Genomic DNA, 24,593 nt, shown 5'->3' on the forward strand with positions numbered 1-24,593 from the left:
CCGACCGGTATCGCGACCTGAATCCGATAGTGGACGGGGGCGTGTTAAGGCCGCGGCAGCGCCGTCCGGCCGGCGCCGGTCGTTCAGGTCAGGACGAAGCCGTCGGCATCGAGCATCGCCGGGAACCGCTCGCGGTGCGCCAGCAGCTCCGCGGCCGGGAGCGTGGTGGTGACGGTGACCGGCAGCTCGCCGCATTCGCTCAGCGGATGGCCGAGGAAGTCGATCACCGCGCTGTCGCCGGCGTAGTGCAGGCCGTTGCCGTCGGTGCCGACGCGGTTGAGCCCGGCGACGAAGCACAGGTTCTCGATCGCCCGTGCGCGCAGCAGGGTCTTCCAGGCGTAGGCGCGCGCGGAAGGCCAGTTGGCCACGTACACCAGCAGGTCGTAGTCCAGGCCGTTCGCGCGCTCGACGTCGTAGCGGTTGCGCGAGAACACCGGGAAGCGCAGGTCGTAGCAGACCAGCGGGCAGATCCGCCAGCCGCGCCACTCGACCGTGAGCCGCTCGCGCCCGGCGGCGTAGCGCTCGTGTTCGCGCGCGTAGCGGAACAGGTGGCGCTTGTCGTACTTGCGCACGCTGCCGTCCGGGGTCACGAACAGCAGCCGGTTGTACACCTGCCCGCCGTCGCGGATCTGCACGCTGCCGCAGACCGCGGCGTCGAGCGTGCGCGCCTGCTCGCGCAGCCAGGCCACGGTCGGGCCGTCCATGGTCTCGGCCTGGGCGATGGCCTCGTTGGAGAAGCCGCTGGTGAAGGTCTCCGGCAGCAGCACCAGGTCGGTGGCGCCGTGCAGCGGTGCGATCAGTTCGCCGTAATACTCGCGGTTGCCGGCCGGGTCGAGCCAGCGGGTGTCGCCCTGGACCAGGGTGATGCGCAGATCGTTCATGCGCGCATTCTGCCCGCTCCCCCGCCTGCGGGCGAGGGGCGGGATGCGGGCACGGCGGCGCTCAGAGCCTGCGCAGGCGCTCGATCGCCGCGTCCAGGGTCGCCTCGTTCTTGGCGAAGCACAGCCGCGCCAGGCGCTGGCCCGCGGGCGGGGCCTCGTAGAACGGCGACAGCGGGATCGCGGTCACGCCGTGCTCGACGGTGAGCCAGCGGCAGAACGCCAGGTCGTCGAGGTCGCTGACCGCCGAGTAGTCCACCAGCTGGAAGTAGCCGCCCGGCACCGGCAGCGGCACCAGCTTCGTGGTCCGCAGCTGCTCGCGGAAACGGTCGCGCTTGCGCTGGTAGAACGCGCCAAGCGTGTCGTAGTGCTCCGGCTCGGCGCGGATCATCGCCGCGAACGCGTGCTGCGCCGGGGCGAAGGTGCAGAACACGTTGTACTGGTGCACCTTGCGGAACTCGGCCGACAGCGCCGGCGGGGCGATGCAGTAGCCGACCTTCCAGCCGGTGCAGTGGTAGGTCTTGCCGAAGCTCGAGACCACGAACGCGCGCTCGCGCAGCGCCGGGTGGCGCAGCACCGACTCGTGCCGGCGGCCGTCGAAGACGATGTGCTCGTACACCTCGTCCGACAGCAGCCAGATCCCGGTGCCGGCCAGCAGGTCCTGCAGCGTCGCCATGTCCTGCGCGGTCAGCATCGCCCCGGAGGGGTTGTGCGGGCTGTTGATCATCAGCATCCGGGTGCGCGGGCCGATCGCGGCGCGGACCCGCGCCCAGTCCGGGGCGAAGCCGGCCGGGTCCAGCGGCACGTGCACCGCGCGCGCGCCGGCCAGCTCGATCGCCGGCTCGTAGCAGTCGTAGCAGGGATCGAGCACCACCACCTCGTCGCCGGGGCGGACCACGGCGTGGATGGCGTCGAAGATCGCCTCGGTCGCGCCCGAGGTCACGGTGACCTCGCGGTCCGGATCCGGCCGCCAGCCGCAGCAGCGCGCGGTCTTGTCCGCGATCGCCTCGCGCAGCGCCGGGATCCCGGTCATCGGCGCGTACTGGTTGTGGCCCGCGCGCATGGCGCGCTCCAGTTCCTGGACCAGCCGCTCGGGCACCGGGAAGTCGGGGAAGCCCTGCCCCAGGTTGACCGCGCCGTGCTCGGCCGCGAGCTGCGACATCACCGTGAAGATGGTGGTGCCGACCTTCGGCAGCTTGGTCTGCAGGAGCGGAGCGAGGGGGGATCCGGACATCGCGGGGAGGGGGCGGGTAGAATGGGCGGTCTTTGTAGCACGGCCCCCGCGTGATCCCCAGCCACGACGCCGACGCACGCCTTGTCGCCCTCCTGCACGCCTATCTCGCCGCGGACTACCGCTGGGAGCGGGGCGGGCATTGGCACGTGTTCGCGCTGGGCGAGCCGGCGCCGGTGCTGGAGGCCGAATACCCCCAGGCGCCGGGCTTCGGCCTGCTCACGGCCTGGAACCCGCATTCGGTCGAACGTCCGGAAGCGATCAACCGGCGCGCCGACGACGAACTGCGGGCGCTGCTCGACGCCGGCGGCTGGCCGCACCGTCCCGCCTTCGCCCGGGCCCGCAACCGCACCTGGCGCGAGCCGGGCTGGCTGGTGGCCGGCATCCCGCTCCCGGAGTTCGACGCCCTCGCCCGCCGCTTCGGCCAGCTCAGCACGCTCTACGCCGTCCGCGGCGGGCCGGTGCGGCTGCGGATGTACGCCCACCCGCCCGCGGGCAGCGGCTCGCACCCATGGGTGGACTGGGTCGGGGCGTGATGGCCGAGACCGCCGCCCCGCCCCTGCTGGCCGCACACGGGCTGCGCTTCTCCCGCAACGAGCAGCCGGTGTTCGGCCCGCTCGACTTCGATGTGCACGCGGGCGAGGCCCTGCTGGTGCAGGGCGACAACGGCGCCGGCAAGACCACCCTGCTGCGGGTGCTGGCCGGCCTGCTGCCTGCCGAGGCCGGCGACGTGGCCGTGGACGGCCGCGCCGCGCAAGCCTCGCTGCGCGCGCGCGCGATGGCCTACCTCGGCCACCTGCCGGCGCTGAAGGCGGACCTGACCGCGCTCGAGAACCTGCATTTCCTGTGCGGCCTGCACGGGCGCCGGCGCGGACAGTTACCGGCCGACGCGCTGGCCATCGTCGGCCTGGCCGGCTACGAGGACACTCTCGCCCGCCAGCTCTCGGCCGGGCAGAGGAAGCGGCTGTCGCTGGCCCGGCTGTGGCTCTCGCCGGCACCGCTGTGGCTGCTCGACGAGCCCTACGCCAACCTCGACCTGGAAGGCATCACCCTGGTCAACCGCATGGTCCAGGCGCACCTGCGCGCCGGCGGCGCGGCCCTGCTGACCACCCACGGCGCCTACGCGGCGCCGCCGGTGCGGACCCGGATGCTGGTCCTGGAGCGGCGCGCATGATGGCCTCCGCCGCCCGCGCCCTGCTCGCCCGCGACCTGCGCCTGCTCTGGCGCCGGCGCGGCGACGCCCTGCAGCCGGTGCTGTTCGCGGTGCTGGTGGTGGTGCTGTTCGCGCTCGCGCTGGGCGGCGAACCGCAGGCGCTGGGCAAGGTCGCCTCGGCGGTGCTGTGGCTGGCGGTGCTGCTGGCCGGCCTGCTGGCCCTGGACACCCTGTTCCGCGGCGATGCCGAGGACGGCTCGCTGGAGCAATGGATGCTGGCCCCGGTGCCGCTGGCCTGGCTGGTGCTGGTGCGCACCTTCATGCACTGGGCCACCACCGCCCTGCCGCTGCTGCTGGCCGCGCCGCTGCTCGGCGAGCTGTTGCACCTGCCGCCGGCGCAGCTGCCGGTGCTGCTGGCCTCGCTGGCGCTGGGCACGCCGCTGCTGAGCCTGCTCGGCGCCGTCGTGGCGGCGTTGACCGTGGGCATGCGCCGCTCCGGTATCCTTGTCGCGCTGCTCGCCCTGCCCCTGTACGTGCCGGTGCTGGTGTTCGGCGCCGGCAGCGTGGCGGCCGCGGCCCAGGGGCTGGATGCCACCGGCGCGCTGCTGCTGCTGGGCGCGGGCCTGGCGGTGGCGCTGGTGCTGGCCCCGCTCGCCGCTGCCGCCGCGATCCGGATCGCCCTGAACTGAGGCCGCGCCGGGACCGAAGACCGACCGATGAATCCCCTCCTGCGCTGGTTCCACCAACTCGGCTCGCCGCCCTACTTCGACCGCTTCGCCGCGCGCTGGGCGCCGGTGGCGTACGCGCTCGGCCTGCTGGTGATGGCCTACGGCACCTGGAGCGCGCTGTTCCAGGTTCCGCCCGACTACCAGCAGGGCGACAGCTTCCGCATCCTCTACATCCACGTGCCGAGCGCGTGGATGAGCCTGTTCGTGTTCGCGCTGATGGCGCTGTATGCGGCCATCGCCCTGATCTGGCGGATCAAGCTGTGCGAGATCCTGGCGATGGCCTGCGCCCCGATCGGCGCCGCCTTCACCGTGATCACGCTCGCCACCGGCTCGATCTGGGGCAAGCCGATGTGGGGCACCTGGTGGGACTGGGATCCGCGCCTGACCACCGAACTGATCCTGCTGTTCCTCTACCTGGGCGTGATCGGCCTGTACAACGCCATTGACGACCGCCGCCAGGCCGCGCGCGCCGCCGGGCTGCTGGCGATCGTGGGCGTGGCGCTGCTGCCGGTGATCCGCTACTCGGTGGTGTGGTGGAACTCGCTGCACCAGGGCCAGACGATCCGCGTGTTCGGCGAGTCCTCGATGGACCCGAGCATGCTCCCGCCGCTGGTCGCGATGGTGGTGGGCACCAAGCTGTGGTTCGTCGGCTCGCTGCTGGCCCGGGCGCGCGCCGACAACCTGCGCCGCGAAGCCGGCAAGGACTGGGTGCTGCGGCACGCGGAGGGGCGGCGATGAGCTACCTGGAATACGTCGTGGCCGCCTACGCGGTGTTCGTGCTGGTGCTGGCGTGGGATTATCTCGCCCCGCGCCTGCAGATCCGGCAGCAGCTGCGCACGGCGCGGTTGCGCGCGGCGCGCGCGGCCGCACGCCCGGCCGTCCCCACGCTGGAACGCGTCGCCGGCCACGACCGGAACGCGATGTGACGACGACACGATGCACCCGACCCGCAAACGCCGCCTGTTCCTGATCCTCGCGCTGGCCGTGGCTGCCGCGGTCGCCACCGCGCTGGTCGCCCTCGCCCTGCAGCGCAACGTCGCCTACCTGTACACGCCGAGCGAGGTGCTGCGCGGCGAGGCCGGCGGCCAGGCGCGCTTCCGCCTCGGCGGCATGGTCGCGGAGGGGTCGTTCCGGCGCGAGCCGGGTTCGCTCGAAGTGCATTTCGAGGTGGACGACGGCGACGCGCGCCTGCCGGTGGTGTACACCGGCATCCTGCCCGACCTGTTCCGCGAGAAGCAGGCGGTGGTCGCCACCGGCCGCATGCGGGACGGCGTGTTCGTGGCCGAGCAGGTGCTGGCCAAGCACGACGAGACCTACATGCCGAAGGAAGTGGCGGACAAGATGGGCGTCGCGCACCGCAAGCACAACGTGCAGGTGCCGGCGCAGGACGCCGCCGAGCCCTGACGCCCGCCACCGGACGCCCCATCGCCTTGCTGCCCGAACTCGGCCAACTCGCCCTGATCCTCGCCCTGCTGGCGGCGCTGCTGCAGGCGGCGCTGCCGCTCGCCGGCGCGCAGCGCGGCATCGGCCCCTGGATGGCGCTGGCCCGTCCGGGCGCCTACCTGCAACTGGCGCTGGTCGGGCTCGCATTCGCGATCCTCACCCACGGCTTCGTGGTCCAGGACTTCTCGCTGCGCTACGTGGCCGAGAACAGCAACTCGCTGCTGCCGGTGATCTACCGCTACACCGCGGTGTGGGGCGCGCACGAAGGCTCGCTGCTGCTGTGGGTGCTGACCCTGGCGCTGTGGACTGCGGCGGTGGCGCGCTTCTCGCGCCGGCTGCCGCCGGAGGTGGTCGCGCGCGTGCTCGGGGTGATGGGGCTGGTGAGCGCGGGCTTCCTGGCCTTCCTGATCTTCACCAGCAATCCGTTCGAACGCCTGCTGCCGGCCGCTGCCGAAGGGCGCGACCTCAACCCGCTGCTGCAGGACCCGGGCATGATCCTGCACCCGCCGATGCTGTACATGGGCTATGTCGGGTTCTCGGTGCCATTCGCGTTCTCGATCGCGGCGCTGCTCGACGGCCGCGTGGACGCGCGCTGGCTGCGCTGGACGCGGCCGTGGACCAACGTCGCCTGGGCGTTCCTCACCATCGGCATCGCGCTCGGCTCGTGGTGGGCCTACTACGAACTCGGCTGGGGCGGCTGGTGGTTCTGGGATCCGGTCGAGAACGCGAGCTTCATGCCCTGGCTCGCCGGTGCGGCGCTGCTGCACTCGCAGGCGGTCACCGAGAAGCGCGGCTCGTTCCGCAGCTGGACCCTGCTGCTGGCGATCGCGGCCTTCTCGCTCTCGCTGCTCGGCACCTTCCTGGTGCGCTCGGGCGTGCTCACCAGCGTGCACGCGTTCGCGGCCGACCCGGCGCGCGGCGTGTTCATCCTGGTGTTCCTGGGCCTGGTCGTCGGCGGCTCGCTGCTGCTGTACGCGCTGCGCGCGCCGGCCGACGACGACGGTGCGCCGTTCGCCGCCACCTCGCGCGAGACCCTGCTGCTGGCCAACAACCTGCTGCTGACCACCGCCTGCGCGATGGTCCTGCTCGGCACCCTGTACCCGCTGCTCGCCGACGCGCTGGAGCTGGGCAAGATCTCGGTCGGCCCGCCCTACTTCGCGCTGATGTTCTTCGTGCTGATGACGCCGCTGGTGCTGCTGCTGCCGTTCGGGCCGCTGACGCGCTGGCAGCGCGAGCAGGCCTCGCGTCCGCTGGCGCTGCTGCTGCCGTGGCTGGGCCTGGGGCTGGCGCTGGGCGTGGCCGCGTTCTTCCTGGCCCCGCAGTCGCCCTGGAAGGTGGCCGCGGGCGTGGCCGGCGCGGCCTGGGTCGCGGCCGGCACCCTGCGCTTCGTCTGGAGCCGGCTGCGCACGCAGGGCGGCCGCTTCACCCTCGAGATGCTGGGCATGACCCTGGCGCACGCGGGCATCGCGGTGTTCCTGGCCGGCGCGCTGCTGGTGGAAGGGCTCAACACCCAGCGCGAGCTGGCGATGACGCCCGGCGGGCGGATCGAACTCGGCGGCTATGCGTTCCGCTTCGACGGCGTCGAGCAGCGCCGTGGCCCGAACTACCTGTCCGACTACGGCACCGTGACCGTGCTGCGCGACGGCGCGCCGGTGGTCACGCTGCATCCGGAGAAGCGGCGCTACGTCGGCGGCCAGGTGATGACCGAGGCCGGCCTGGCGCCCGGTTTCACCCGCGACCTCTACGTCGCCCTCGGCGAACCGCTCGGCAACGGCGCCTGGGCGGTGCGCGTGCACGTCAAGCCGTTCGTGCGCTGGATCTGGCTCGGCGCGCTGCTGATGGCGCTGGGCGGGTTCGTCACCGCCGCCGACCGCCGCTTCCGCAACGTGCGCGCCACCGTCGCCGCGCCCGCTTCCCGTCCCGACGCGATCGCCGGCCGCGACGCCGCGCCAGGAGAAGCCCCCGCATGAAGACCAGCCGCTGGCTGCCGCTCGCCGTGTTCGGCGCGCTCGCAGTGCTGCTCGCCGCCGGCGTGTGGCTGAGCCGCGACCCGAACCGCGAGGCCCTGCCCTCGCCGCTGATCGGCAAGCCCGCCCCCGACTTCGCCCTGCCGGTGCTGCACGAGCCGGAGCGCACCGTCACCCTCGCCGACCTGCGCGGTGCGCCGTTCGTGCTCAACGTCTGGGGCAGCTGGTGCCCGGAGTGCCAGGTCGAGCATCCGGTGCTGACCCGCTTCGCCGAGAGCAAGCGCGTGCGCGTGGTCGGCTACAACTGGAAGGACGAACGCGCCGACGCGCTGCGCTGGCTGGAGCAGTTCGGCAATCCCTACTGGCTGGTGGTCGCCGACCTCGAAGGCCAGACCGCGATCGACTGGGGCATCTACGGCGCGCCCGAGACCTTCCTCGTGGACGCCCGCGGCGTGGTGCGATGGAAGCACGTCGGCGCGCTCACCGACGAGATCGTGGCCGAGGAACTGATCCCCGCGCTGGAACGGATCGAGGAGGGGCGATGAGGCATCCGCTCCTCGCCTGCCTGCTGGCGCTGCTGGCGGCCCTGTCCGCGCCGGTCCCGGCGCAGGTCGTGAAGGATCCCGCGCCGCTGGCATTCCGGGACGCGGCCGAGGAACGCCGCTTCCACGCCCTCGTCTCCGAGCTGCGCTGCGTGATGTGCCAGAACCAGTCGCTGGCCGACTCCAACGCGCAGATCGCGGTGGACCTGCGGCGCGAGGTGCTCGAGCTGATGCGCAGCGGCCGTTCCGACGCCGAGATCAAGGACTACCTGGTCGCGCGTTACGGCGAGTTCGTGCTGTACCGGCCGCCGGTGCGCGGCGCGACCTGGCTGCTGTGGCTCGGCCCGGGGCTGCTGCTGCTCGCCGGCGGCGTGGTCCTGGTGCGGATCGTGCGCCGGCGCAGCCGCGCCGCGCAGGTGCCGGCCGACGACGCGCAGGAGTGGTGATGGCCGGGTTCCTGGTCCTCGCCGCCGCGCTCGTCCTGGCCGTCTCGGCCGTGCTGCTGGCGCCGCTGTGGCGCGGCAACGCGCGCGGCCTGGCGCTCGGCATCGCCGCGGCCCTCGCGATCTCGGCGGCCGCGCTGTACCGCCTGGTCGGCACGCCCGCCGCGCTCGATGCGCAGGCGCTGGAGGCGCCGGACACGCTCGAGGAAGCCGTCGCCCGGCTCGAATCCGAACTCGCCCGCGACCCGCGCCAGCCCGACGGCTGGCGCCTGCTCGGCGAGGCCTACACCGCGCAAGGCCGCGCCGAAGCCGCGCGCGAGGCCTATGCCAAGGCCGCCGAACTGGCGCCCGACAACCCCGACGTGCTGGTCGAGGCCGCGCAGGCACGCGCGCTGGCCGCCCCCGAGCGCCGCTTCGACGCACGCGCGGTGGCGATGCTGGAGCGCGCGGTCACGCTGCAACCCGCACACCAGCGCGCGCGCTGGTTCCTCGGCATCGCCCACCGCCAGGCCGGCCGCAACGCCGAGGCCGCGCGGGTCTGGGAAGCGCTGCTGCCGCAGGTGGACGCGCAGGTCGCGGCCAGCCTGCGCCCGCAGATCGATGCCGCGCGCCAGGCCGCCGGCCTGCCGCCGCTGCCCGCCGCCGCGGCGACGCCCGCCGCCCCCGCGCTGACGGTGCAGGTGCGCCTCGATCCCGCCCTCGCCGCGCGCGCGCGCCTGCCCGACGACGCCACCGTGTTCGTGATCGCCCGCGCCGCCGCCGGCCCGCCGATGCCGGTCGCGGTCGAGCGCCGCACCCTGCGCGAGCTGCCGCTCCAGGCGAGCCTCGATGACCGCGACAGCCCGATGCCGACCGCCAGGCTGTCCGCACTGGCCGAAGTCGAAGTGGTCGCCCGCGTCTCGCGCAGCGGCGACGCCACGCCGCAGCCCGGCGACCTCGAATCGCCACCGGTGCGCGTGCGCCTGCCGGCCGCCGCGCCGGTCGAACTCACCATTGCAAGGATCCGCGAATGACCGAGTTCATCCCGCCCGCCACGCGCTTCTTCGAGCTGCCCTCGCCGTTCCCGATGAAGCGCGGCGGCGCACTGCGCGGCGGGCGCGTGGCGTACGAGACCTGGGGCGTGCTCGGCCCCGCCCGCGACAACGCGGTGCTGATCCTGACCGGGCTGTCGCCGGACGCGCACGCGGCGGCCAGCGCGGCCAACCCCGAGCCAGGCTGGTGGGAGGCGATGGTCGGCCCCGGCAAGCCGATAGACACCACGCGCTGGTTCGTGATCTGCGTGAACTCGCTCGGCAGCTGCAAGGGCTCGAGCGGGCCGGCCTCGATCAATCCCGAAACCGGCGAGCCGTGGCGTCTCGACTTCCCGCCGCTGTCCATCGAGGACATCGCCAACGCCGCGTTCGAAGCCGTGCGCGGGCTGGGCATCGAACGCCTGGCCTGCGTGATCGGCAACTCGATGGGCGGGATGAGCGCGCTCGCCTACCTGCTGCTGCACCCCGGCGCGGCGCGCGCCCACATCAACATCTCCGGCGCGCCGCGCGCGCTGCCGTTCTCGATCGCGATCCGCTCGCTGCAGCGCGAGGCGATCCGCCTGGACCCGAACTGGAACCAGGGCCGCTACGACGACGCGCGTTACCCGGAAGCGGGCATGCGCATGGCGCGCAAGCTGGGCGTGATCACCTACCGCTCGGCGCTGGAGTGGGACGGCCGCTTCGGCCGGGTGCGGCTGGATTCCGACCGCCGCCCCGGCGACGACCCCTTCGGCATGGAGTTCGAGGTCGAGAGCTATCTCGAAGGCCACGCGCGCCGGTTCGTGCGCCGCTTCGACCCCAACTGCTACCTGTACCTGAGCCGGTCCATGGACTGGTTCGACCTGGCCGAATACGCCGGCGGCGGCCAGGACGAGGACGCGGTGATGCGCGGCCTGGCCAGGATCCGGGTCGAGCGCGCCCTGGCCATCGGCGTACACACCGACATCCTGTTCCCGCTGCAGCAGCAGGAGCAGATCGCCGAGGGCCTGCGCGCCGGCGGCGCGGACGCCCGCTTCCTGCCGCTGGACTCCCCCCAGGGGCACGACGCCTTCCTGGTGGACATCGCCCGCTTCGGGCCGGCGGTGCAGGGCTTCCTGGACACCCTCTGACCCACCCGGTCACCGTGCCCGACCCCCTGCCCCGCTTGTGGAGGAGGCCACCGCACCGTCAGCCGTGATCCGGGCAGTTCGAGACCCCTCCCCCGCTTGCGGGGGAGGCCGGGAGGGGCCGCCCCCGCTTCGATCCCGCGCCCCGCCCGCTACAATCGGGCATATGGACATGACGAACGCGCATGAGGGCGACTGCCCGCCGCCCGTGGACTTCCCCGGCCGGGACAAGCTGGTGGCCGCCCTCGACGCCGCCGTGACCTGCGGCGACGAGCACGCCGTCACCGCCGCCCTGCGCTCGGCCCTGTGCCGGCTGATCCGCGACCGCGACGTGCAACTGCCGGCCTGCGTGCACGAGCCGATCGCCGACCACTACGCCCGCCGCGAGCTGTACCGCAGCCCGCGCCACGGCTACAGCGTGGTGGCCATGACCTGGGGCCCCGGCCAGGGCACCCCGGTGCACGACCACTCCGGCCTGTGGTGCGTGGAAGGGGTGTGGGACGGCGAACTGGAGATCGTCCAGTACGAGCTGCTCGAGCGCGACGGCGAGCGCTACCGCTTCCGCGCCGCCGGCGGCATGCGCGCCGGCCCCGGCAGCGCCGGCAGCCTGATCCCGCCGCACGAGTACCACCTGATCCGCAACGCCAGCCCCGACGCGGTAGCGGTCTCGCTGCACATCTACCAGGCGCCGATGCAGTGCTGCTCCAAGTTCGCCCCGTTGACGGGCGAGTGGTACGTGCGCGAATCCGCCACGCTCGCCGTGGACGCCGCGGCCTGAACGCGCGCATGCCGCGCATGCCGTTACCGACACGATCCGCCCGCGACCCCGGCGCAGGCCGGGGCCGGGCACGCATGCCGACCTGACGCCCATGCTCACCGACCTCATCCTCGCCATCCTGCACCACCTGCTCGTGTTCGGCCTGGCCGCGATGCTCGTGGCCGAAGCCGTCCTGCTGCGCGGCCCGCTCGCCGCCGACACCGTGCCGCGCCTGGCGCGGCTGGACGCCGGCTACGGCCTGAGCGCGCTCGCGCTGCTGGCCGTGGGCTTCGCCCGTGTCGGCATGGGCGTGAAGGGCGACGACTTCTACCTGCACAACCCCTGGTTCCACGCCAAGCTCGGCGTGTTCCTGCTGGTCGGCCTGCTCTCGATCGCCCCCACCCTGCGCTTCCTGCGCTGGCGCAAGGCCCTGCGCACCGACCCCGCCTGGCGCCCCGCCCCCGACGAGGTCGCCCGCACCCGCCGCATGGTCCGCATCGAACTGGTCCTGCTCGGCGCGATCTTCGCCCTCGCCGCCGCGACCGCGCGCCACGGCGGCTTCTGACGCACCGAGCCGCCTGGCGGGGTTCGCTATACTGCCCCCCCCCGCTGCCGGCGTGGCGGAACGGTAGACGCAGCGGACTCAAAATCCGCCGATGGCGACATCGTGAGAGTTCGAGTCTCTCCGCCGGCACCACCCCGCACCCGCCCTCGCGCGGGTGTCGTCGTTTTTGGACCGCGCAAAAAGGAAGGCCCAGTCTCGCGGTGGCGCCGTTGGCCCCGGCGGTACGGAAATCAGCGGCCCGCCTCGGCAAGCGGCATTTTTCGCACGGCTGCCGATGTGGTACGTTGACTTGCGAGTTTCATGGTCGTGTTTGCGAACCGCGCTCTTCGGCGCGGAGGAGACATGCCATGAAAACGCCGTTCACCGCCGAATACACCGTCCGCTGGTCGCCGGAGCACATGCGCGCGCTGTGCGCGGCGCTCAGGGCCACCCCGGACGAAGTGCTGTTCATGGCCCTGACCCACTTCCACGAAACCCTGTACGTCGGCGGCGTGACGCGTTCTCCGCCTCCGGAGGGCGTGGTCCTTCCGTTCACGTCGGTGGAAGAGGCCGAGCGCGCTGCCGCGACCATCGAGGCCTATCTCGCGGCGCAGACCGGCACCACCGGAGAGGCCGCCCCGCATGCACGTGACGAGCCATAGCGGCATCACGGAGGTGTTGGCTGCCCCCGGTTTGCCAAGGCGCAGGCACTGCTGGCGATCCTGGCCCAGGGTCCGTTCCAGACACCGCCCCCCTACGAGAAACTGGTCGGCGACCTGGCAGGGGCTTACTCGCGCCGCATCAACATCCAGCATCGGCTGGTGCATCAGGTGCTGGAAGCGGAACGCGTGGTCAAGGTGCTGCGAATGTGGACACACTACGAGCAGCAGCCAACAACTCGTCCAAGCCGACACCGCTTCGTGGCCCGGCTTGGCAGAAAAAGGAGTCAGCCATGAGGGTCTTCTTCAAGGGCTTCCTCGAAGGTGCGGCGCAGGGCCTCCGCGAAACCCCGAGGGGCTACCTCGCTCCTGCCCTCGCCTTCTTCCGCTGGCTGTTCTTGGTCACCGACAGGGAGATCCGGCGGGCCAACACCAGACGTTCGAAGCGCCAACGGTTGCCGGAGCAATAGGCCCTCCTCCCGGCCGAGGGGAGTGGCTGTTCGTGCCCTGGATCGTCTGCCCGCGGCGGCAGCGCGGGCGTCATCGTTTGCGCGCCGCACAAAAAGGAAGGCCCAGTCTCACGGGATTGTCGTGGATCCCGGAGGGGACTGGACCTTCTTCGCCGGAGCGATTTCGACCGGTTTTCAGGCCGTGCCGATTTTTCTCCGACGCCGCCACCATACCCGGACGGGTGTTAGGAACCGGTTAACCGGGCGCGCGTCCCGGGCGCCGCTCGTCGGAGGCCCAGGGCCACCATCCGCGCCCGGTGAGGGCGTAGCGGTCGGCGGCGCGTTCGAAGCGGTTGCGGGCGCTGATGCCGCCGCACAGCAGGTACAGCGGCAGGAACAGCGGGCCGAGCGCCATGTACTGGTACACGTGCGCGCGTTCGTGGTCGGCGAGGCGGATCGCGGGGTCGTGGCGGTGGCCGGCGCGGTGGGCGTAGGTCACGCACTCGGTGTCGAGGCTGTGGCCGGTGTGCAGGATCACGTTGCCGAAGGTGATCGCGCCGCCCGGCCCCCAGGGCCAGCGCTGGAACACCAGCGCCAGCTCGCGGCGGCGCAGTTGCGCGTGCGCGCCGAACGCCAGCCCGAGCGCGCCCGCGAGCAGGCCGAGCGCGGTGTTCGGCAGCGTCCACAGCATGCCGGCCAGCGCCAGCGCGACGCGCGATCCGCGCACCGGCGCAGTCACGGCGCGCGCGCGGCGAGCCAATCGTGGATGGTCTGCGGCACTTCCTTCTGCGCGCGGCCGGAGACGTAGATGCCGATGTGGCCGCCGCGGAAGCTGAGCTCGGTGTAGTCGTCGGTGCCGATCAGCCCGCGCAGCGCGCGCGAGGCGGACGGCGGGACCAGGTGGTCCTGCTCGGCGAAGATGTTGAGCACCGGCATCTCGATCATGCCCAGGTGCACCTCGCGCCCGCCGATGCGGATGCCGCCGTTGACGAAACCGTTGCGCTGGTAGAAGTCGCGGATGAACTGCCGGAACGCCTCGCCGGCCTGGTCGGGCGAGTCGAAGATCCACTTCTCCATGCGCAGGAAGTCCTCCACCGCCTTGCGGTCGTCGAGGATGTCCACCAGTCCCATGTACTTCTGCACGAACAGGCGCGCCGGCTTGAGGGTGAGGTAGCACCAGTTCATCAGGTCGGCGGGCACGTTGCCGAGCGTGTCCACGAACAGGTCCACGTCCAGCTCGCGCGTCCAGTGCGAGAGCATGTTGTCCGGGGTGTGGAAGTCCACCGGGGTGACCATCGTGACCAGGTTGCGGATCTTCCCGGGGTGGAGCGAGGCGTAGCAGAGCGAGAACGCGCCGCCCTGGCAGATGCCGAGCAGGTTGATCGCGTCCAGGCCGTGCGCCTGGCGCAGGTGGTCCACCGCGCCGCCGAGGAAGCGCTCGATGTAGTCCTCGAGGGTGAGGAAGCGGTCGGAGCGGTCGGGGTAGCCCCAGTCAATGATGTACACGTCCTCGCCGCGCGCAAGCAGGCCGCGCACGATCGAACGATCCTCCTGCAGATCCACCATGTACGGCCGGTTGACCAGCGCGTAGCTGATCAGCAGCGGCACCTTCGCGGTGGGCGGGCGCTCGCCGCGGTAGCGGTACAGCACCACTTTGCCGTCGCGCCAGACGGCCTCCTTCGGTGTGGCGCCGTAGTCCACGTCGTCCACCTCGCGCAGGGTCTGCAGTCCGGCGGCGAGCTTGCGCTGCAGGTGCAATGCCTCCTCGGCGAGGGCGGCGGGGGTGAGATCGAGCGGCGTGTCCATGTCAGTGCTCCTTCCCGGTGCGGGACGATGCGGCCTTCCTGCGGGCCGGCGCGGCGGCGGTCTTGCGTGCTGCGGCAGGCTTGCGCGCGCCGGCGGCCGCGGGCGTGTCCGCGGCCGTGCGCAACGCCTCGCGCAGGCGCCGCACCTCGCGCTCCAGTTCGGTGATCTTGCGGTGCGCGGCATCCACCTCGGTGCGGGTGGGCATGCCGAACTGGCCGCACAACAGCTCCACTTCCTTCTGCACGCCGGCGCGCACGCGCATCTGCGCGTTGACCAGCGCGCCGTACACCGTGCGGTACTCGGGCGAGAGCGCGACCTCGGCCCAGGCCTCCTCCACCGCGTCCACCCACAGGTCGAACAGCGCGCGCGCCGAACCGATCCGCGGCGCGCCGTCGCCGCGCCCGGCCAGGCGCAGCTCGAAGATCTCGTATGCGCGCTGGCCCGCCTTCAGCATCAGCGCGTTGTAGTCGTTGAGGCGCTGCTGGTAGTCGAGCTGGGCCTGGGCGAGCTTCTGCCAGCGCTCCTGGTGCTCGCGGGCGAAGCCGAACGCGGGCAGGCCCAGCAGGCCGCGCGTCTCGCGCTGCCAGGACTCCAGCCACGGCGAGACCGCCTCCATCCACTGGTCCAGGCCCTGCTGGCCCTGGCCGCGCATGCTCCGGAACATCTCCGGGAACGGGTTCTCACCGACCGCGCCCAGCGCCTGCTTCCAGGCCCGCGCGATCTCGGCCGCGCCCGCCTCCTGGCCGGCGAACCGGGCCGAGACCTGCTGCGCCGCGCCGTACCAGTCGCGCGCCAGGGTGTTGAAGCGCTCCACCGCGGCGTTGGCCTCGGCCCGGCCGCTGCGGGCGAGCTGGGTCCACCAGTCCACCGCCTCGTGCCAGGCCTGCACCCCGGCGGTGATCGCCTCGCCGCTGGCCTGGCTGCGCAGGGTCTGGCCCCACGCGTTCCAGAACTGGCGCGCGAGCGCCTCGAAATCCTGTTGCTGTCCGCTGGTCATCGTGCGGCCTCCTGCATCCGTCCGCGCATGCTAGCGGGCTGAATGTGGCAGTGCCATGCGGGCGGGGTCGGCCCGTCGTTCCGGGGGTGGAACGCTGGGGGCGGCCGGCCGCACTACCGCAATCGCCTCAGGGAGCCCATCGTGTCGCGCATGGCACGTTCCCGTGCCCCCCGATCGGGAGAGCCCATGAAGAAGGTCCTCGGCATCCACACCGCCGCGCCCCAGCACTGGGTCGGCGACGGTTTCCCGGTGCGTTCGCTGTTCTCCTACGACAACCTCGCGCGCCAGATCAGCCCGTTCCTGATGCTGGACTACGCCGCGCCGACCCGGTTCGAGCCGGCCGCGCGGCCGCGCGGGGTGGGCGTGCATCCGCACCGCGGCTTCGAGACCGTGACCATCGTGTACTCGGGCGAGCTGGAACACCGCGACTCCACCGGTGCGGGCGGAAAGATCGGCCCCGGCGACGTGCAGTGGATGACCGCGGCCTCGGGCATCCTGCACGAGGAGTTCCATTCGCAGGAGTTCACCCGCAACGGCGGCACCATGGAGATGGTGCAGCTGTGGGTGAACCTGCCGGCGCGCGACAAGATGGCGTCCCCCGGCTACCAGACCCTGCTCGCCGCCGACATCCCCGTGGTGGACCTGCCCGACGGCGCCGGCCGGATGCGCGTGATCGCCGGCGAATACGCGGGCCGGCGCGGGCCTGCGCGCACCTTCACGCCGATGGACGTGTGGGACCTGCGCCTGGCCACCGGCGGCAAGGCGCGCTTCGACATCGCCGAAGGGCGCACGCTCGCGCTGGCGGTGCTGCACGGCACCGTGCTGGTCAACGGCCAGCACGTCGCACGCCAGATGCAGCTGGTGATCCTCGACCGCGCCGGCAGCGGCTTCGAGATCGAGGCCAACGACGACGCCACCGTGCTGGTGCTCTCGGGCGAGCCGCTCGACGAACCGATCGTCGGCTACGGCCCGTTCGTGATGAACACGGTCGAGGAGATCCGCCAGGCGATCGCCGACTTCAACAGCGGCCGGTTCGGTCGTCTGGGCTGACGGATCGTCACGCACGCACGGCGGGCCGTTGCCCGGCTACGGCCTAGAATCGGCGGCGTGACCGCAGCGCCGCGCAAGATCATCCACGTGGACATGGACGCGTTCTACGCGTCGGTGGAGCAGCGCGACGATCCGTCGCTGCGCGGCCGGCCGGTGGTCGTCGCCTGGCGCGGGCCGCGCTCGGTGGTGTGCGCGGCGAGCTACGAGGCGCGCCGGTTCGGCGTGCGTTCGGCGATGCCCGCGGTGCGCGCCGAGCGGCTGTGCCCGCAGGCGGTGTTCGTGCCGCCGGACTTCCCGCGCTACAAGGCCGTGTCGCGGCAGGTGCGGGAGATCTTCGCCCGCCACACCGACCTGATCGAACCACTCTCGCTCGACGAGGCCTACCTCGACGTGACCGTGACCAGGAGCGGCCTGCCGAGCGCGACCGCCACCGCGCAGGCGATCCGCGCCGCGATCCGCGAGGAGACCGGGCTCACCGCCTCCGCCGGCGTGGCGCCGAACAAGTTCCTGGCCAAGATCGCCAGCGACTGGAACAAGCCCGACGGGCTGTTCGTGATCCGGCCGCAGCAGGCGGAGGCCTTCCTCACTCCGCTGCCGGTCGCGCGCCTGCCGGGCGTGGGCAAGGTGATGGAACGCCGCCTGGCCGAGCTCGGCATCACCACCGTGGGCGAATTGCGCGCCTGCGGCGCGGCGGAACTGGAACGCCGCTTCGGCCGCTGGGGCCTGCGCCTGCACGAACTCTCGCGCGGGCTCGACGACAGCCCGGTGGTGACCGAGCGGCCGACGATGCAGCTCTCCAGCGAGGACACCTTCGAGCACGACCTGTTGCTGGCCGAACTCGAACCGCACATCCGCCGGCTCGCGGCCAGGACCTGGGAACACTACGAGGACGAGCGCCGGCGCGACCCGCACCGCGTCGCCCGCACCGTGGTGCTGAAACTGAAGACCTCCGACTTCCGCATCCTCAGCCGCAGCCTGACCCCGCCCGAACGCCCGCGCAGCGCGCAGGAGCTGGCCGGGATCGCCTGCGCGCTGCGCGAGCGCGTGGACCTGCCGCCGCGGACGCGCTACCGCCTGGCCGGCGTGGGTCTGTCCGGATTCGCCGACGAGGCGCGGCTGGAGGCGCAGCGCGACCTGTTCGGCGGCGGCTGACCCCGGCCGCCAGGCGCCCCTCGCCGCCTGCGGCCGGAACGCGCATGAAAAAAGCGGGCCGAAGCCCGCTTTTTCCGGATGCGCCGCGGTCGCCGCGCCGGTCAGGCGACGGCGTCCTCGGTGACCGCCTTGATGGACAGGCGGATGCGGCCCTGCTTGTCCACTTCCAGCACCTTGACCTTCACCACGTCGCCTTCCTTGAGCTTGTCGGAGACCTTCTCGACCCGCTCGTTGGAAATCTGCGAGACGTGCACCAGGCCGTCCTTGCCCGGCAGGATGGTCACGAACGCGCCGAAGTCCATGATCTTGACGACCTTGCCCTCGTACACGCGACCGGGCTCGACGTCCGAGGTGATCTGCTCGATGCGCGCCTTGGCGGCCTGCGCCGCGGCGGCGTTGACCGAGGCGATGACGATGGTGCCGTCGTCCTGGATGTCGATCTGGGTGCCGGTTTCCTTGGTGATCGCCTGGATCGTGGCGCCGCCCTTGCCGATCACCTCGCGGATCTTGTCCGGGTGGATCTTCATGGTCAGCAGGCGCGGCGCGTACTCGGACAGCTCGGCGCGCGGCGCGGTGATCGCCTTGGCCATCTCGCCGAGGATGTGCAGGCGCCCCTGCCTGGCCTGGGCCAGCGCGGTGCGCATGATCTCCTCGGTGATGCCCTGGATCTTGATGTCCATCTGCAGCGCGGTCACACCGCGCTCGCTGCCGGCGACCTTGAAGTCCATGTCGCCGAGGTGATCCTCGTCGCCGAGGATGTCGCTCAGCACCACGTACTGGTCGCCTTCCTTGACCAGGCCCATGGCGATGCCGGCCACCGGCGCCTTGACCGGCACGCCGGCGTCCATCAGCGCCAGCGAGGAGCCGCACACCGAGGCCATGGACGAGGAGCCGTTCGACTCGGTGATCTCCGACACCACGCGGATGGTGTACGGGAACTCCTCCATCGTCGGCATCACCGCCTGCACGCCGCGGCGCGCCAGGCGGCCGTGGCCGATCTCGCGGCGCTTCGGGCCCATCATGCGCCCGGCCTCGCCGACCGAGTACGGCGGGAAGTTGTAGTGGAACAGGAAGTGCTCGCGGTACTCGCCCGAGATCGCATCGATGATCTGGCCGTCGCGCGCCGTGCCGAGGGTGACCACCACCAGCGCCTGGGTCTCGCCGCGGGTGAACAGCGCCGAGCCGTGGGTGCGCGGCAGCACGCCGACCTTGGCGGTGATCGGACGCACGGTGTCGAGCGCGCGGCCGTCGATGCGCACCTTGGTCTGCAGCACCGCGTCGCGCATGGTGCGGTACTCGAGCTCGCCGAACTCCTTGGCGATCTCGGCCGGGTTCCAGCCGTTGGCCTCGGCCTGCGGCGCCAGCGCCTCCAGCACCTGCTTCTTCAGCGCGGCGATCGCGTCGCGGCGCTCGAGCTTGTCGCGGATCTGGAACGCCTGGGCGAGGCGGTCGCCGATCTGGGCCTTGAGCGCGGCGATCATGGCCTCGTTCTTGGCCGGCGGCTGCCAGTCCCACTTCGGCTTGCCGGCCTCGGCGACCAGGGCGTTGATCGCGTCAATGGCCACCTGCATCGCCTGGTGGCCGAACACCACCGCGCCGAGCATCACGTCTTCCGGCAGCTCCTTGGCCTCGGACTCGACCATCAGCACCGCGTCCCTGGTGCCGGCGACGACCAGCTCGAGCTCGGATTCGGCGAGCTGCGAGGTGGTCGGGTTGAGGATGTACTGGCCGTTCCTGTAGCCGACCTTGGCCGCGCCGATCGGGCCCTGGAACGGGCAGCCGGTGAGCGCGAGCGCGGCCGAGGCGCCGATCATGGCCGGGATGTCGCCGTCGATCTCCGGGTTCAGCGACATCACCGTGGCGATGATCTGGACCTCGTTCTTGAACTCTTCCGGGAACAGCGGGCGGATCGGGCGGTCGATCAGGCGCGCGGTCAGCGTCTCCTTCTCGGTCGGACGGCCCTCACGCTTGAAGAAGCCGCCGGGAATGCGGCCGCCGGCGTAGAACTTCTCCTGGTAGTCCACGGTGAGCGGGAAGAAGTCCTGCCCCTCGCGCGCGGTCTTGGCCGCGACCGCGGTGACCAGCAGCACGGTCCCATCCACGTTGACCAGCACGGCGCCGCCTGCCTGGCGGGCGATCTCGCCGGTCTCGAGGGTCACGGTGTGTTGACCGTACTGGAAGCTCTTGGTGATTTTTGCCACGTTGGTGATTTCCTTCGGTTCGATGCCGGCCGCACGGAGCCCCTGCTCCGGCGGCGATGAAGTGCAGGCCATGGGCCCAAAAAAGCCGCGGCGCATCGCTGCGCCGCGGCGGGTGGGGTTCAGCGCCGCAGACCGAGCTTCTCGATCAGGGCCTTGTAGCGTTCGCCGTCCTTGCGCTTGAGGTAGTCGAGCAGGCTGCGGCGGCGGTTGACCATCATCAGCAGGCCACGCCGGCTGTGGTGGTCCTGCTTGTGGACCTTGAAGTGCTCGGTCAGCTGCTCGATGCGCGCGGTGAGCAGGGCCACCTGGACCTCGGGCGAGCCGGTATCGCTCTCGCCGCGCTTGAATTCGTTGATGATCTTGCCGGTGTCAATGGACATGGAATGCCTCGTGATGCGCGGCCTGCAGGAACGCCGGGATCTCCCGGACCGCACCGCCTGGCCCGCCGGTTGGGGTGTGGAAACTGCGCAAGTGCTCGGGTGAGCCGCGGAATTGTAGCCCGCGCGGGGGTTTACGGACAAGGCGCAGCCGCGCCGCCGGACGGCGCGGGCCCCACCGTGGCCCAACTGAACAGGCGCTGCGGGCGCAACCGGCCGTTGCCGTCCACCTCGCCGAGCCCGAGCGCGCGGCCATGTTCGTCGAACACCGCCACGCTGCCGGCCGGCCGGAACGGGCCGGCCAGGGTCTGCCCCTGCCCCAGCCGCCGCGCCTGCGCCTCGCCGATCCGCACGGCCGGCCAGGACACCATGCCGGCCTCGACCGGCAGCAGGCAGGCGTCGAGCACCCGCTCGCCGCGCGCGGCCAGGTCGTCCAGGGCCTCGAGCGTCCACGTCCGCGGCTCGCGGAACGGGTCCACCCACAGCCGCCGCAGCTCGGCCACGTGCGCCCCGCAGCCGAGCAGCTCGCCCAGGTCGCGCACCAGGCTGCGCACGTAGGTGCCCGACCCGCATTCGACGTACAGGCGCAGCACCGGCTCGCCGCCGCGCAGCAGGTCGGCGGCCGAGATCAGCTCGAAGGCGTGCACCTCGACCTCGCGCTCCTCGACCTCCACCGTTTCCCCGCGCCGGGCCTTGGCGTACAGCGGCTCGCCGCCGCGCTTGAGCGCGGAGTACACCGGCGGGCGCTGGCGCAGAGTGCCGGTGAGCCGGCGCAGTGCGGCATCGATCGCGCCCACGTTCAGTTCCGGCACCGGCCGCTCGCGCAGGGGCTGGCCCTCGGCGTCGTCGGTATCGGTGACGATGCCGAGCCGGGCCACGGTCTCGTAGGCCTTGCGTGCGCCGAGCAGGCCGCCGGCGATCTTGGTCGCCTCGCCGAAGCACACCGGCAGCAGGCCGGTGGCGAGCGGATCGAGGCTGCCGGTGTGTCCGGCCTTCTCGGCACGGAACAGGTGGCGCACCCGCTGCAGGGCCTGGTTCGAGCTCATGCCGCGCGGCTTGTCGAGCAGCAACAGGCCGTCGAGCTTGCGGAATGCGCGCTTCAAGGGCTCAGGCGGACGGGTCGTCGTGCGAGAGGTCGCGCAGCAACGCATCTATGCGCTCGCCGCGGTCCACCGAATCGTCGTAGTGGAAGCGCAGTTCCGGCACCTGGCGGATCTTCAGCATCCGCCCCAGCTCGCGCCGGAACTCGCCGGCATGGGTCTGCAGCGCCTTCACCGCCTCCTGCCCACGCTCGGGCTGCAGCGCGGTGACGAACACCTTCGCATGGGCCAGGTCGCGCGTGACCTCGACGTCGGAGACGCTGACCATCGGCAGCCCTTCCTCGCGCACCAGCGCGTGCACCAGCGCGCCCAGCTCCTTGCGGAACTGGGCGGACAGGCGGTCGGTGCGGTGGAAGGATTTCCTCACGGCCGGCTCACAGCGTGCGCTGGACCTCGATGCGCTCGTAGCACTCGATGTGGTCGCCCACCTTGACGTCGTTGTAGGCCTTCACGCCGATGCCGCACTCCATGCCGTTGCGCACCTCGTCCACGTTCTCCTTGTAGCGGCGCAGCGATTCCAGCTCGCCCTCGAAGATGACCGTGTTGTCGCGCAGCACGCGGATCGGCTTGCCGCGGCGGATGACGCCCTCGACCACCATGCAGCCGGCGACCGCGCCGAACTTGGAGCTGCGGAACACGTCGCGGACCTCGGCGATGCCGATGATCTCCTCGCGCACTTCCTTGCCGAGCACGCCGGAGGCGATCTGCTTCACCTGGTCGATCACGTCGTAGATGATCGAGAAGTAGCGCAGGTCCACGCCGTGGTTCTCGATCACCTTGCGCGCCGAGGCGTCGGCGCGGACGTTGAAGCCGATGACGGTGGCCTTGGAAGTGGCCGCGAGCATCGCGTCGGACTCGGTGATGCCGCCGACGCCGGCGCCGATCACGTTGATCCGGATCTGGTCGTTGGACAGGCCGGTCAGGGCCTCGCGCAGGGCCTGCATCGAGCCATGCACGTCGGCCTTGACCAGCAGGTTGAGGGTCTGCTGGCCCTCGCCCTGGCCCATCTGCGCCAGCACGTCCTCCATGCGGTTGCCGGCCTGGGCGACCAGGCGCGACTCGCGCCGCTTGGCGTCGCGCTGCTGGGCCACGTCCTTGGCCAGGCGCTCGTCCTCGACCACGACGAAATCGTCGCCGGCGTCGGGCACGCCCGACAGGCCGAGCACCTGCACCGGGATGGACGGCGTGGCCTCCGGCACCTGGCGGCCGCTCTCGTCGAACAGCGCGCGCACGCGGCCGTAGTGCACGCCGCACACCAGGTAGTCGCCCTTGCGCAGCGTGCCCTGCTGCACCAGCACGGTCGCCACCGGGCCGCGGCCCTTGTCCAGCGCGGACTCGATCACCACGCCCATCGCCCGGCCGTCGCGCACCGCGCGCAGCTCCAGCACCTCGGCCTGGAGCGAGATCGCATCCAGCAGGTCGTCCACGCCCTGGCCGGTCTTGGCCGACAGCTCCACCATCTGGGTGTCGCCACCGAACTCCTCGGCGACCACGCCGTGGGCGAGCAGGTCGTTCTTGACCCGCAGCGGGTCGGCGTCGGACTTGTCGATCTTGTTGATCGCCACGATCAGCGGCACGCCGGCGGCCTTGGCGTGCTGGATCGCCTCCACCGTCTGCGGCATCACGCCGTCGTCAGCGGCGACCACCAGCACCACGATGTCGGTGAGCTTGGCGCCGCGCGCGCGCATCTGGGTGAAGGCGGCGTGGCCCGGCGTGTCGAGGAAGCTGATCACGCCCTTCGGCGTCTCCACGTGGTAGGCGCCGATGTGCTGGGTGATGCCGCCGGCCTCGGCCGCGGCGACCTTGGTGCGGCGGATGTAGTCCAGCAGCGAGGTCTTGCCGTGGTCCACGTGGCCCATGATCGTGACCACCGGCGGACGCGGCAGCTTCTCGCCCTGCACCTCCTCGACCTGGGCGAGCAGCGCCGATTCGGCGTCGGCGGTCTCGGCGCGCACGGCCTTGTGGCCGAGCTCCTCGGTCACCAGCACCGCGGTGTCGTGGTCGATGGTCTGGTTGATGGTCGCCATCACGCCCATCTTGAACAGCGCCTTGACCACGTCGCCGCCCTTGAGCGCGAGCTTCTGCGCCAGGTCGGCCACGGTGATCGCGTCGCCGATCGCCACCTCGCGCACGATCGGCGCGGTGGGGCGGGAGAAGCCGTGCTGGCCGCTGCCGGCACGCACCGGCTCGAGCGGCCGCTTGCCCTTCGGCTTCGACCGGGCGCTGGAGCGGCGCGCGCGCTCGGAGTCGGTCAGGTGCAGCTGGCCGGCGAAGCGGGCGGTGGTGTCGTCGTCCTCGAGCGAGGTGACCATGACATGCGAGCCGCGGTGCGGCTTGGGCTTGTGCGGCTTCTCCTCGCGCGCGGCGGGCTTGGCGTGGCCATGGACGGGCTTGTGCCGGGGCGCCTCCTCCTCGGCCACGACCTCGGTCACCACCTCCTCGCGGCGGCGGCGCTCGGCTTCCTCCTCCTCGCGGCGGCGGCGCTCGGCTTCCTCCTCGGCGCGGCGGCGGTCCTCCTCCTCCAGGCGGCGCTGCTCCTCCAGGTTGCGGCGGCGCGACTCCTCGAGCTTGCGCAGGATCTCCTCGCGCTCGGGGTCGTGCGCCGCCGGCGCCGGGGCGGGGTGGGACTCGAGGCTTTCGGCGGGCTTGACGTAGGTGCGCTTCTGCCGCACCTCGACCGCGACCGTGCTCTTGGTGCGGCCGGCGGCGACGGTGATCTCCTGCACCTTGCGCCGGTTGAGCGTGATCTTCTTGGGCGCAACCTCGCTCGCCGCCTTCTCGGTCTTGCCGTGGGCGCGCTTGAGGAAGCCGAGCAGCTTCAGCTTTTCGGCGCTGGTCACGACCTGGTCGGGGCCGCTGAAGCTCATGCCGGCCTCGGCCAGCTGCTCCAGCAGTTTCTCGACCGGCGTGTTCACCAGCTCGGCCAGCTTGCGGATGGTGGTTTGCTGCGTCATTCCGTTTCCGTTTCAGGTCCCGGGG

Annotated in this window: 27 protein-coding genes, 1 tRNA gene and 1 pseudogene; 19 read left to right on the forward strand and 10 right to left on the reverse strand. The window is 71.9% G+C overall.

Annotated elements, in window-relative coordinates; genetic code table 11:
• Window positions 1-83: 83 nt before the first annotated feature.
• Together FPV26_RS03790 and FPV26_RS03795 are read right to left on the reverse strand one after the other, a co-directional pair.
• Window positions 84-881: an amidohydrolase gene (locus FPV26_RS03790; RefSeq protein WP_147652388.1), complete on the reverse strand. Its 798-nt coding sequence runs from the start codon at window positions 879-881 to the stop codon at window positions 84-86.
• Between the two features lie 61 nt (window positions 882-942).
• Window positions 943-2,112 (reverse strand): pyridoxal phosphate-dependent aminotransferase, encoded by a 1,170-nt coding sequence (locus FPV26_RS03795; protein WP_147652389.1) that lies wholly within the window; start codon window positions 2,110-2,112, stop codon window positions 943-945.
• A 50-nt stretch (window positions 2,113-2,162) separates the two neighbouring features.
• Here FPV26_RS03795 and FPV26_RS03800 point away from each other — a divergent pair, with 50 nt between their 5' ends.
• The 17 genes and pseudogenes from FPV26_RS03800 (at window position 2,163) to FPV26_RS12605 (ending at window position 12,952) form a co-directional block, all read left to right on the forward strand.
• Complete coding sequence (locus FPV26_RS03800) at window positions 2,163-2,645, forward strand: DUF3293 domain-containing protein (RefSeq protein ID WP_147652390.1); 483 nt, start codon at window positions 2,163-2,165, stop codon at window positions 2,643-2,645.
• Entirely contained in the window at window positions 2,645-3,283 is a 639-nt protein-coding gene (ccmA, locus tag FPV26_RS03805; RefSeq protein ID WP_147652391.1) for a heme ABC exporter ATP-binding protein CcmA, read from the forward strand. Before FPV26_RS03800 ends, ccmA begins: the two co-directional genes overlap by 1 nt.
• Window positions 3,280-3,951 carry a heme exporter protein CcmB gene (gene ccmB / locus FPV26_RS03810; RefSeq protein ID WP_147652392.1) on the forward strand — a complete coding sequence of 224 codons (672 nt, stop codon included), beginning with the start codon at window positions 3,280-3,282 and terminating at the stop codon, window positions 3,949-3,951. The genes ccmA and ccmB overlap by 4 nt, the downstream gene beginning before the upstream one ends.
• Before the next feature lie 27 nt (window positions 3,952-3,978).
• On the forward strand, window positions 3,979-4,728 hold the full coding sequence (locus FPV26_RS03815) for a heme ABC transporter permease (protein WP_147652393.1): 750 nt from the start codon (window positions 3,979-3,981) through the stop codon (window positions 4,726-4,728).
• Entirely contained in the window at window positions 4,725-4,916 is a 192-nt protein-coding gene (locus FPV26_RS03820; RefSeq protein ID WP_147652394.1) for a heme exporter protein CcmD, read from the forward strand. Before FPV26_RS03815 ends, FPV26_RS03820 begins: the two co-directional genes overlap by 4 nt.
• A gap of 10 nt (window positions 4,917-4,926) precedes the next feature.
• Window positions 4,927-5,394 (forward strand): cytochrome c maturation protein CcmE, encoded by a 468-nt coding sequence (gene ccmE, locus FPV26_RS03825; protein WP_147652395.1) that lies wholly within the window; start codon window positions 4,927-4,929, stop codon window positions 5,392-5,394.
• Between the two features lie 26 nt (window positions 5,395-5,420).
• A complete protein-coding gene (locus FPV26_RS03830; protein WP_147652396.1) occupies window positions 5,421-7,403 on the forward strand; it encodes a heme lyase CcmF/NrfE family subunit in 1,983 nt (660 codons plus the stop codon).
• Entirely contained in the window at window positions 7,400-7,945 is a 546-nt protein-coding gene (locus FPV26_RS03835) for a DsbE family thiol:disulfide interchange protein (protein ID WP_147652397.1), read from the forward strand. The genes FPV26_RS03830 and FPV26_RS03835 overlap by 4 nt, the downstream gene beginning before the upstream one ends.
• Window positions 7,942-8,388 (forward strand): cytochrome c-type biogenesis protein, encoded by a 447-nt coding sequence (locus FPV26_RS03840; protein WP_147652398.1) that lies wholly within the window; start codon window positions 7,942-7,944, stop codon window positions 8,386-8,388. Before FPV26_RS03835 ends, FPV26_RS03840 begins: the two co-directional genes overlap by 4 nt.
• Window positions 8,388-9,398 carry a tetratricopeptide repeat protein gene (locus tag FPV26_RS03845; protein WP_147652399.1) on the forward strand — a complete coding sequence of 337 codons (1,011 nt, stop codon included), beginning with the start codon at window positions 8,388-8,390 and terminating at the stop codon, window positions 9,396-9,398. The genes FPV26_RS03840 and FPV26_RS03845 overlap by 1 nt, the downstream gene beginning before the upstream one ends.
• Window positions 9,395-10,525, forward strand: a complete 1,131-nt coding sequence (gene metX, locus FPV26_RS03850; RefSeq protein WP_147652400.1) for a homoserine O-acetyltransferase MetX — start codon at window positions 9,395-9,397, stop codon at window positions 10,523-10,525. Before FPV26_RS03845 ends, metX begins: the two co-directional genes overlap by 4 nt.
• 169 nt (window positions 10,526-10,694) lie before the next feature.
• On the forward strand, window positions 10,695-11,300 hold the full coding sequence (locus tag FPV26_RS03855; protein WP_147652401.1) for a cysteine dioxygenase family protein: 606 nt from the start codon (window positions 10,695-10,697) through the stop codon (window positions 11,298-11,300).
• Between the two features lie 91 nt (window positions 11,301-11,391).
• Window positions 11,392-11,844 carry a DUF2214 family protein gene (locus tag FPV26_RS03860; RefSeq protein ID WP_147652402.1) on the forward strand — a complete coding sequence of 151 codons (453 nt, stop codon included), beginning with the start codon at window positions 11,392-11,394 and terminating at the stop codon, window positions 11,842-11,844.
• Between the two features lie 46 nt (window positions 11,845-11,890).
• Window positions 11,891-11,976 (forward strand) — tRNA-Leu (locus tag FPV26_RS03865).
• Window positions 11,977-12,191: 215 nt separating this feature from the next.
• Complete coding sequence (locus FPV26_RS03870) at window positions 12,192-12,485, forward strand: hypothetical protein (protein WP_147652403.1); 294 nt, start codon at window positions 12,192-12,194, stop codon at window positions 12,483-12,485.
• A gap of 45 nt (window positions 12,486-12,530) precedes the next feature.
• A pseudogene (locus FPV26_RS12960) lies at window positions 12,531-12,779 on the forward strand (Txe/YoeB family addiction module toxin); the annotation flags it as partial.
• Window positions 12,776-12,952 (forward strand): hypothetical protein, encoded by a 177-nt coding sequence (locus FPV26_RS12605; RefSeq protein WP_181952546.1) that lies wholly within the window; start codon window positions 12,776-12,778, stop codon window positions 12,950-12,952. The pseudogene FPV26_RS12960 and the gene FPV26_RS12605, both read left to right, overlap by 4 nt.
• A gap of 235 nt (window positions 12,953-13,187) precedes the next feature.
• Here FPV26_RS12605 and FPV26_RS03880 read toward each other — a convergent pair whose 3' ends face one another.
• From FPV26_RS03880 to phaE, 3 genes are read right to left on the reverse strand one after another with little or no spacing between them, the layout of a single operon-like run.
• Window positions 13,188-13,622 carry a hypothetical protein gene (locus FPV26_RS03880; protein WP_147652473.1) on the reverse strand — a complete coding sequence of 145 codons (435 nt, stop codon included), beginning with the start codon at window positions 13,620-13,622 and terminating at the stop codon, window positions 13,188-13,190.
• Window positions 13,623-13,666: 44 nt separating this feature from the next.
• Window positions 13,667-14,737 (reverse strand): class III poly(R)-hydroxyalkanoic acid synthase subunit PhaC, encoded by a 1,071-nt coding sequence (locus FPV26_RS03885; protein WP_147652404.1) that lies wholly within the window; start codon window positions 14,735-14,737, stop codon window positions 13,667-13,669.
• Window position 14,738: 1 nt separating this feature from the next.
• The gene (gene phaE / locus FPV26_RS03890) at window positions 14,739-15,734 is read right to left on the reverse strand and encodes a class III poly(R)-hydroxyalkanoic acid synthase subunit PhaE (RefSeq protein ID WP_147652405.1); all 996 of its coding nucleotides are present in this window, start codon (window positions 15,732-15,734) and stop codon (window positions 14,739-14,741) included.
• Window positions 15,735-15,920: 186 nt separating this feature from the next.
• Here phaE and FPV26_RS03895 point away from each other — a divergent pair, with 186 nt between their 5' ends.
• Together FPV26_RS03895 and dinB are read left to right on the forward strand one after the other, a co-directional pair.
• Window positions 15,921-16,784 (forward strand): pirin family protein, encoded by an 864-nt coding sequence (locus FPV26_RS03895; protein WP_147652406.1) that lies wholly within the window; start codon window positions 15,921-15,923, stop codon window positions 16,782-16,784.
• 57 nt (window positions 16,785-16,841) lie between these two features.
• Window positions 16,842-17,936, forward strand: coding sequence for a DNA polymerase IV (dinB, locus tag FPV26_RS03900; RefSeq protein ID WP_147652407.1), 1,095 nt, complete (start codon window positions 16,842-16,844; stop codon window positions 17,934-17,936).
• A gap of 101 nt (window positions 17,937-18,037) precedes the next feature.
• Here dinB and pnp read toward each other — a convergent pair whose 3' ends face one another.
• The 5 genes from pnp to infB form a co-directional block, all read right to left on the reverse strand.
• Window positions 18,038-20,137 carry a polyribonucleotide nucleotidyltransferase gene (gene pnp, locus FPV26_RS03905; RefSeq protein ID WP_147652408.1) on the reverse strand — a complete coding sequence of 700 codons (2,100 nt, stop codon included), beginning with the start codon at window positions 20,135-20,137 and terminating at the stop codon, window positions 18,038-18,040.
• Window positions 20,138-20,256: 119 nt separating this feature from the next.
• Window positions 20,257-20,517 (reverse strand): 30S ribosomal protein S15, encoded by a 261-nt coding sequence (gene rpsO, locus FPV26_RS03910; protein WP_147652409.1) that lies wholly within the window; start codon window positions 20,515-20,517, stop codon window positions 20,257-20,259.
• A gap of 131 nt (window positions 20,518-20,648) precedes the next feature.
• Window positions 20,649-21,617 (reverse strand): tRNA pseudouridine(55) synthase TruB, encoded by a 969-nt coding sequence (gene truB, locus FPV26_RS03915; protein ID WP_425473047.1) that lies wholly within the window; start codon window positions 21,615-21,617, stop codon window positions 20,649-20,651.
• Window positions 21,618-21,621: 4 nt separating this feature from the next.
• On the reverse strand, window positions 21,622-21,981 hold the full coding sequence (gene rbfA / locus FPV26_RS03920; RefSeq protein ID WP_147652411.1) for a 30S ribosome-binding factor RbfA: 360 nt from the start codon (window positions 21,979-21,981) through the stop codon (window positions 21,622-21,624).
• Between the two features lie 7 nt (window positions 21,982-21,988).
• Window positions 21,989-24,568: a translation initiation factor IF-2 gene (gene infB, locus FPV26_RS03925; RefSeq protein WP_147652412.1), complete on the reverse strand. Its 2,580-nt coding sequence runs from the start codon at window positions 24,566-24,568 to the stop codon at window positions 21,989-21,991.
• Window positions 24,569-24,593 lie beyond the last annotated feature (25 nt).

Origin of the sequence: Vulcaniibacterium gelatinicum (genome assembly GCF_008033445.1) — a bacterium.
Taxonomy (GTDB): Bacteria; Pseudomonadota; Gammaproteobacteria; order Xanthomonadales; family Xanthomonadaceae; genus Vulcaniibacterium_B; species Vulcaniibacterium_B gelatinicum.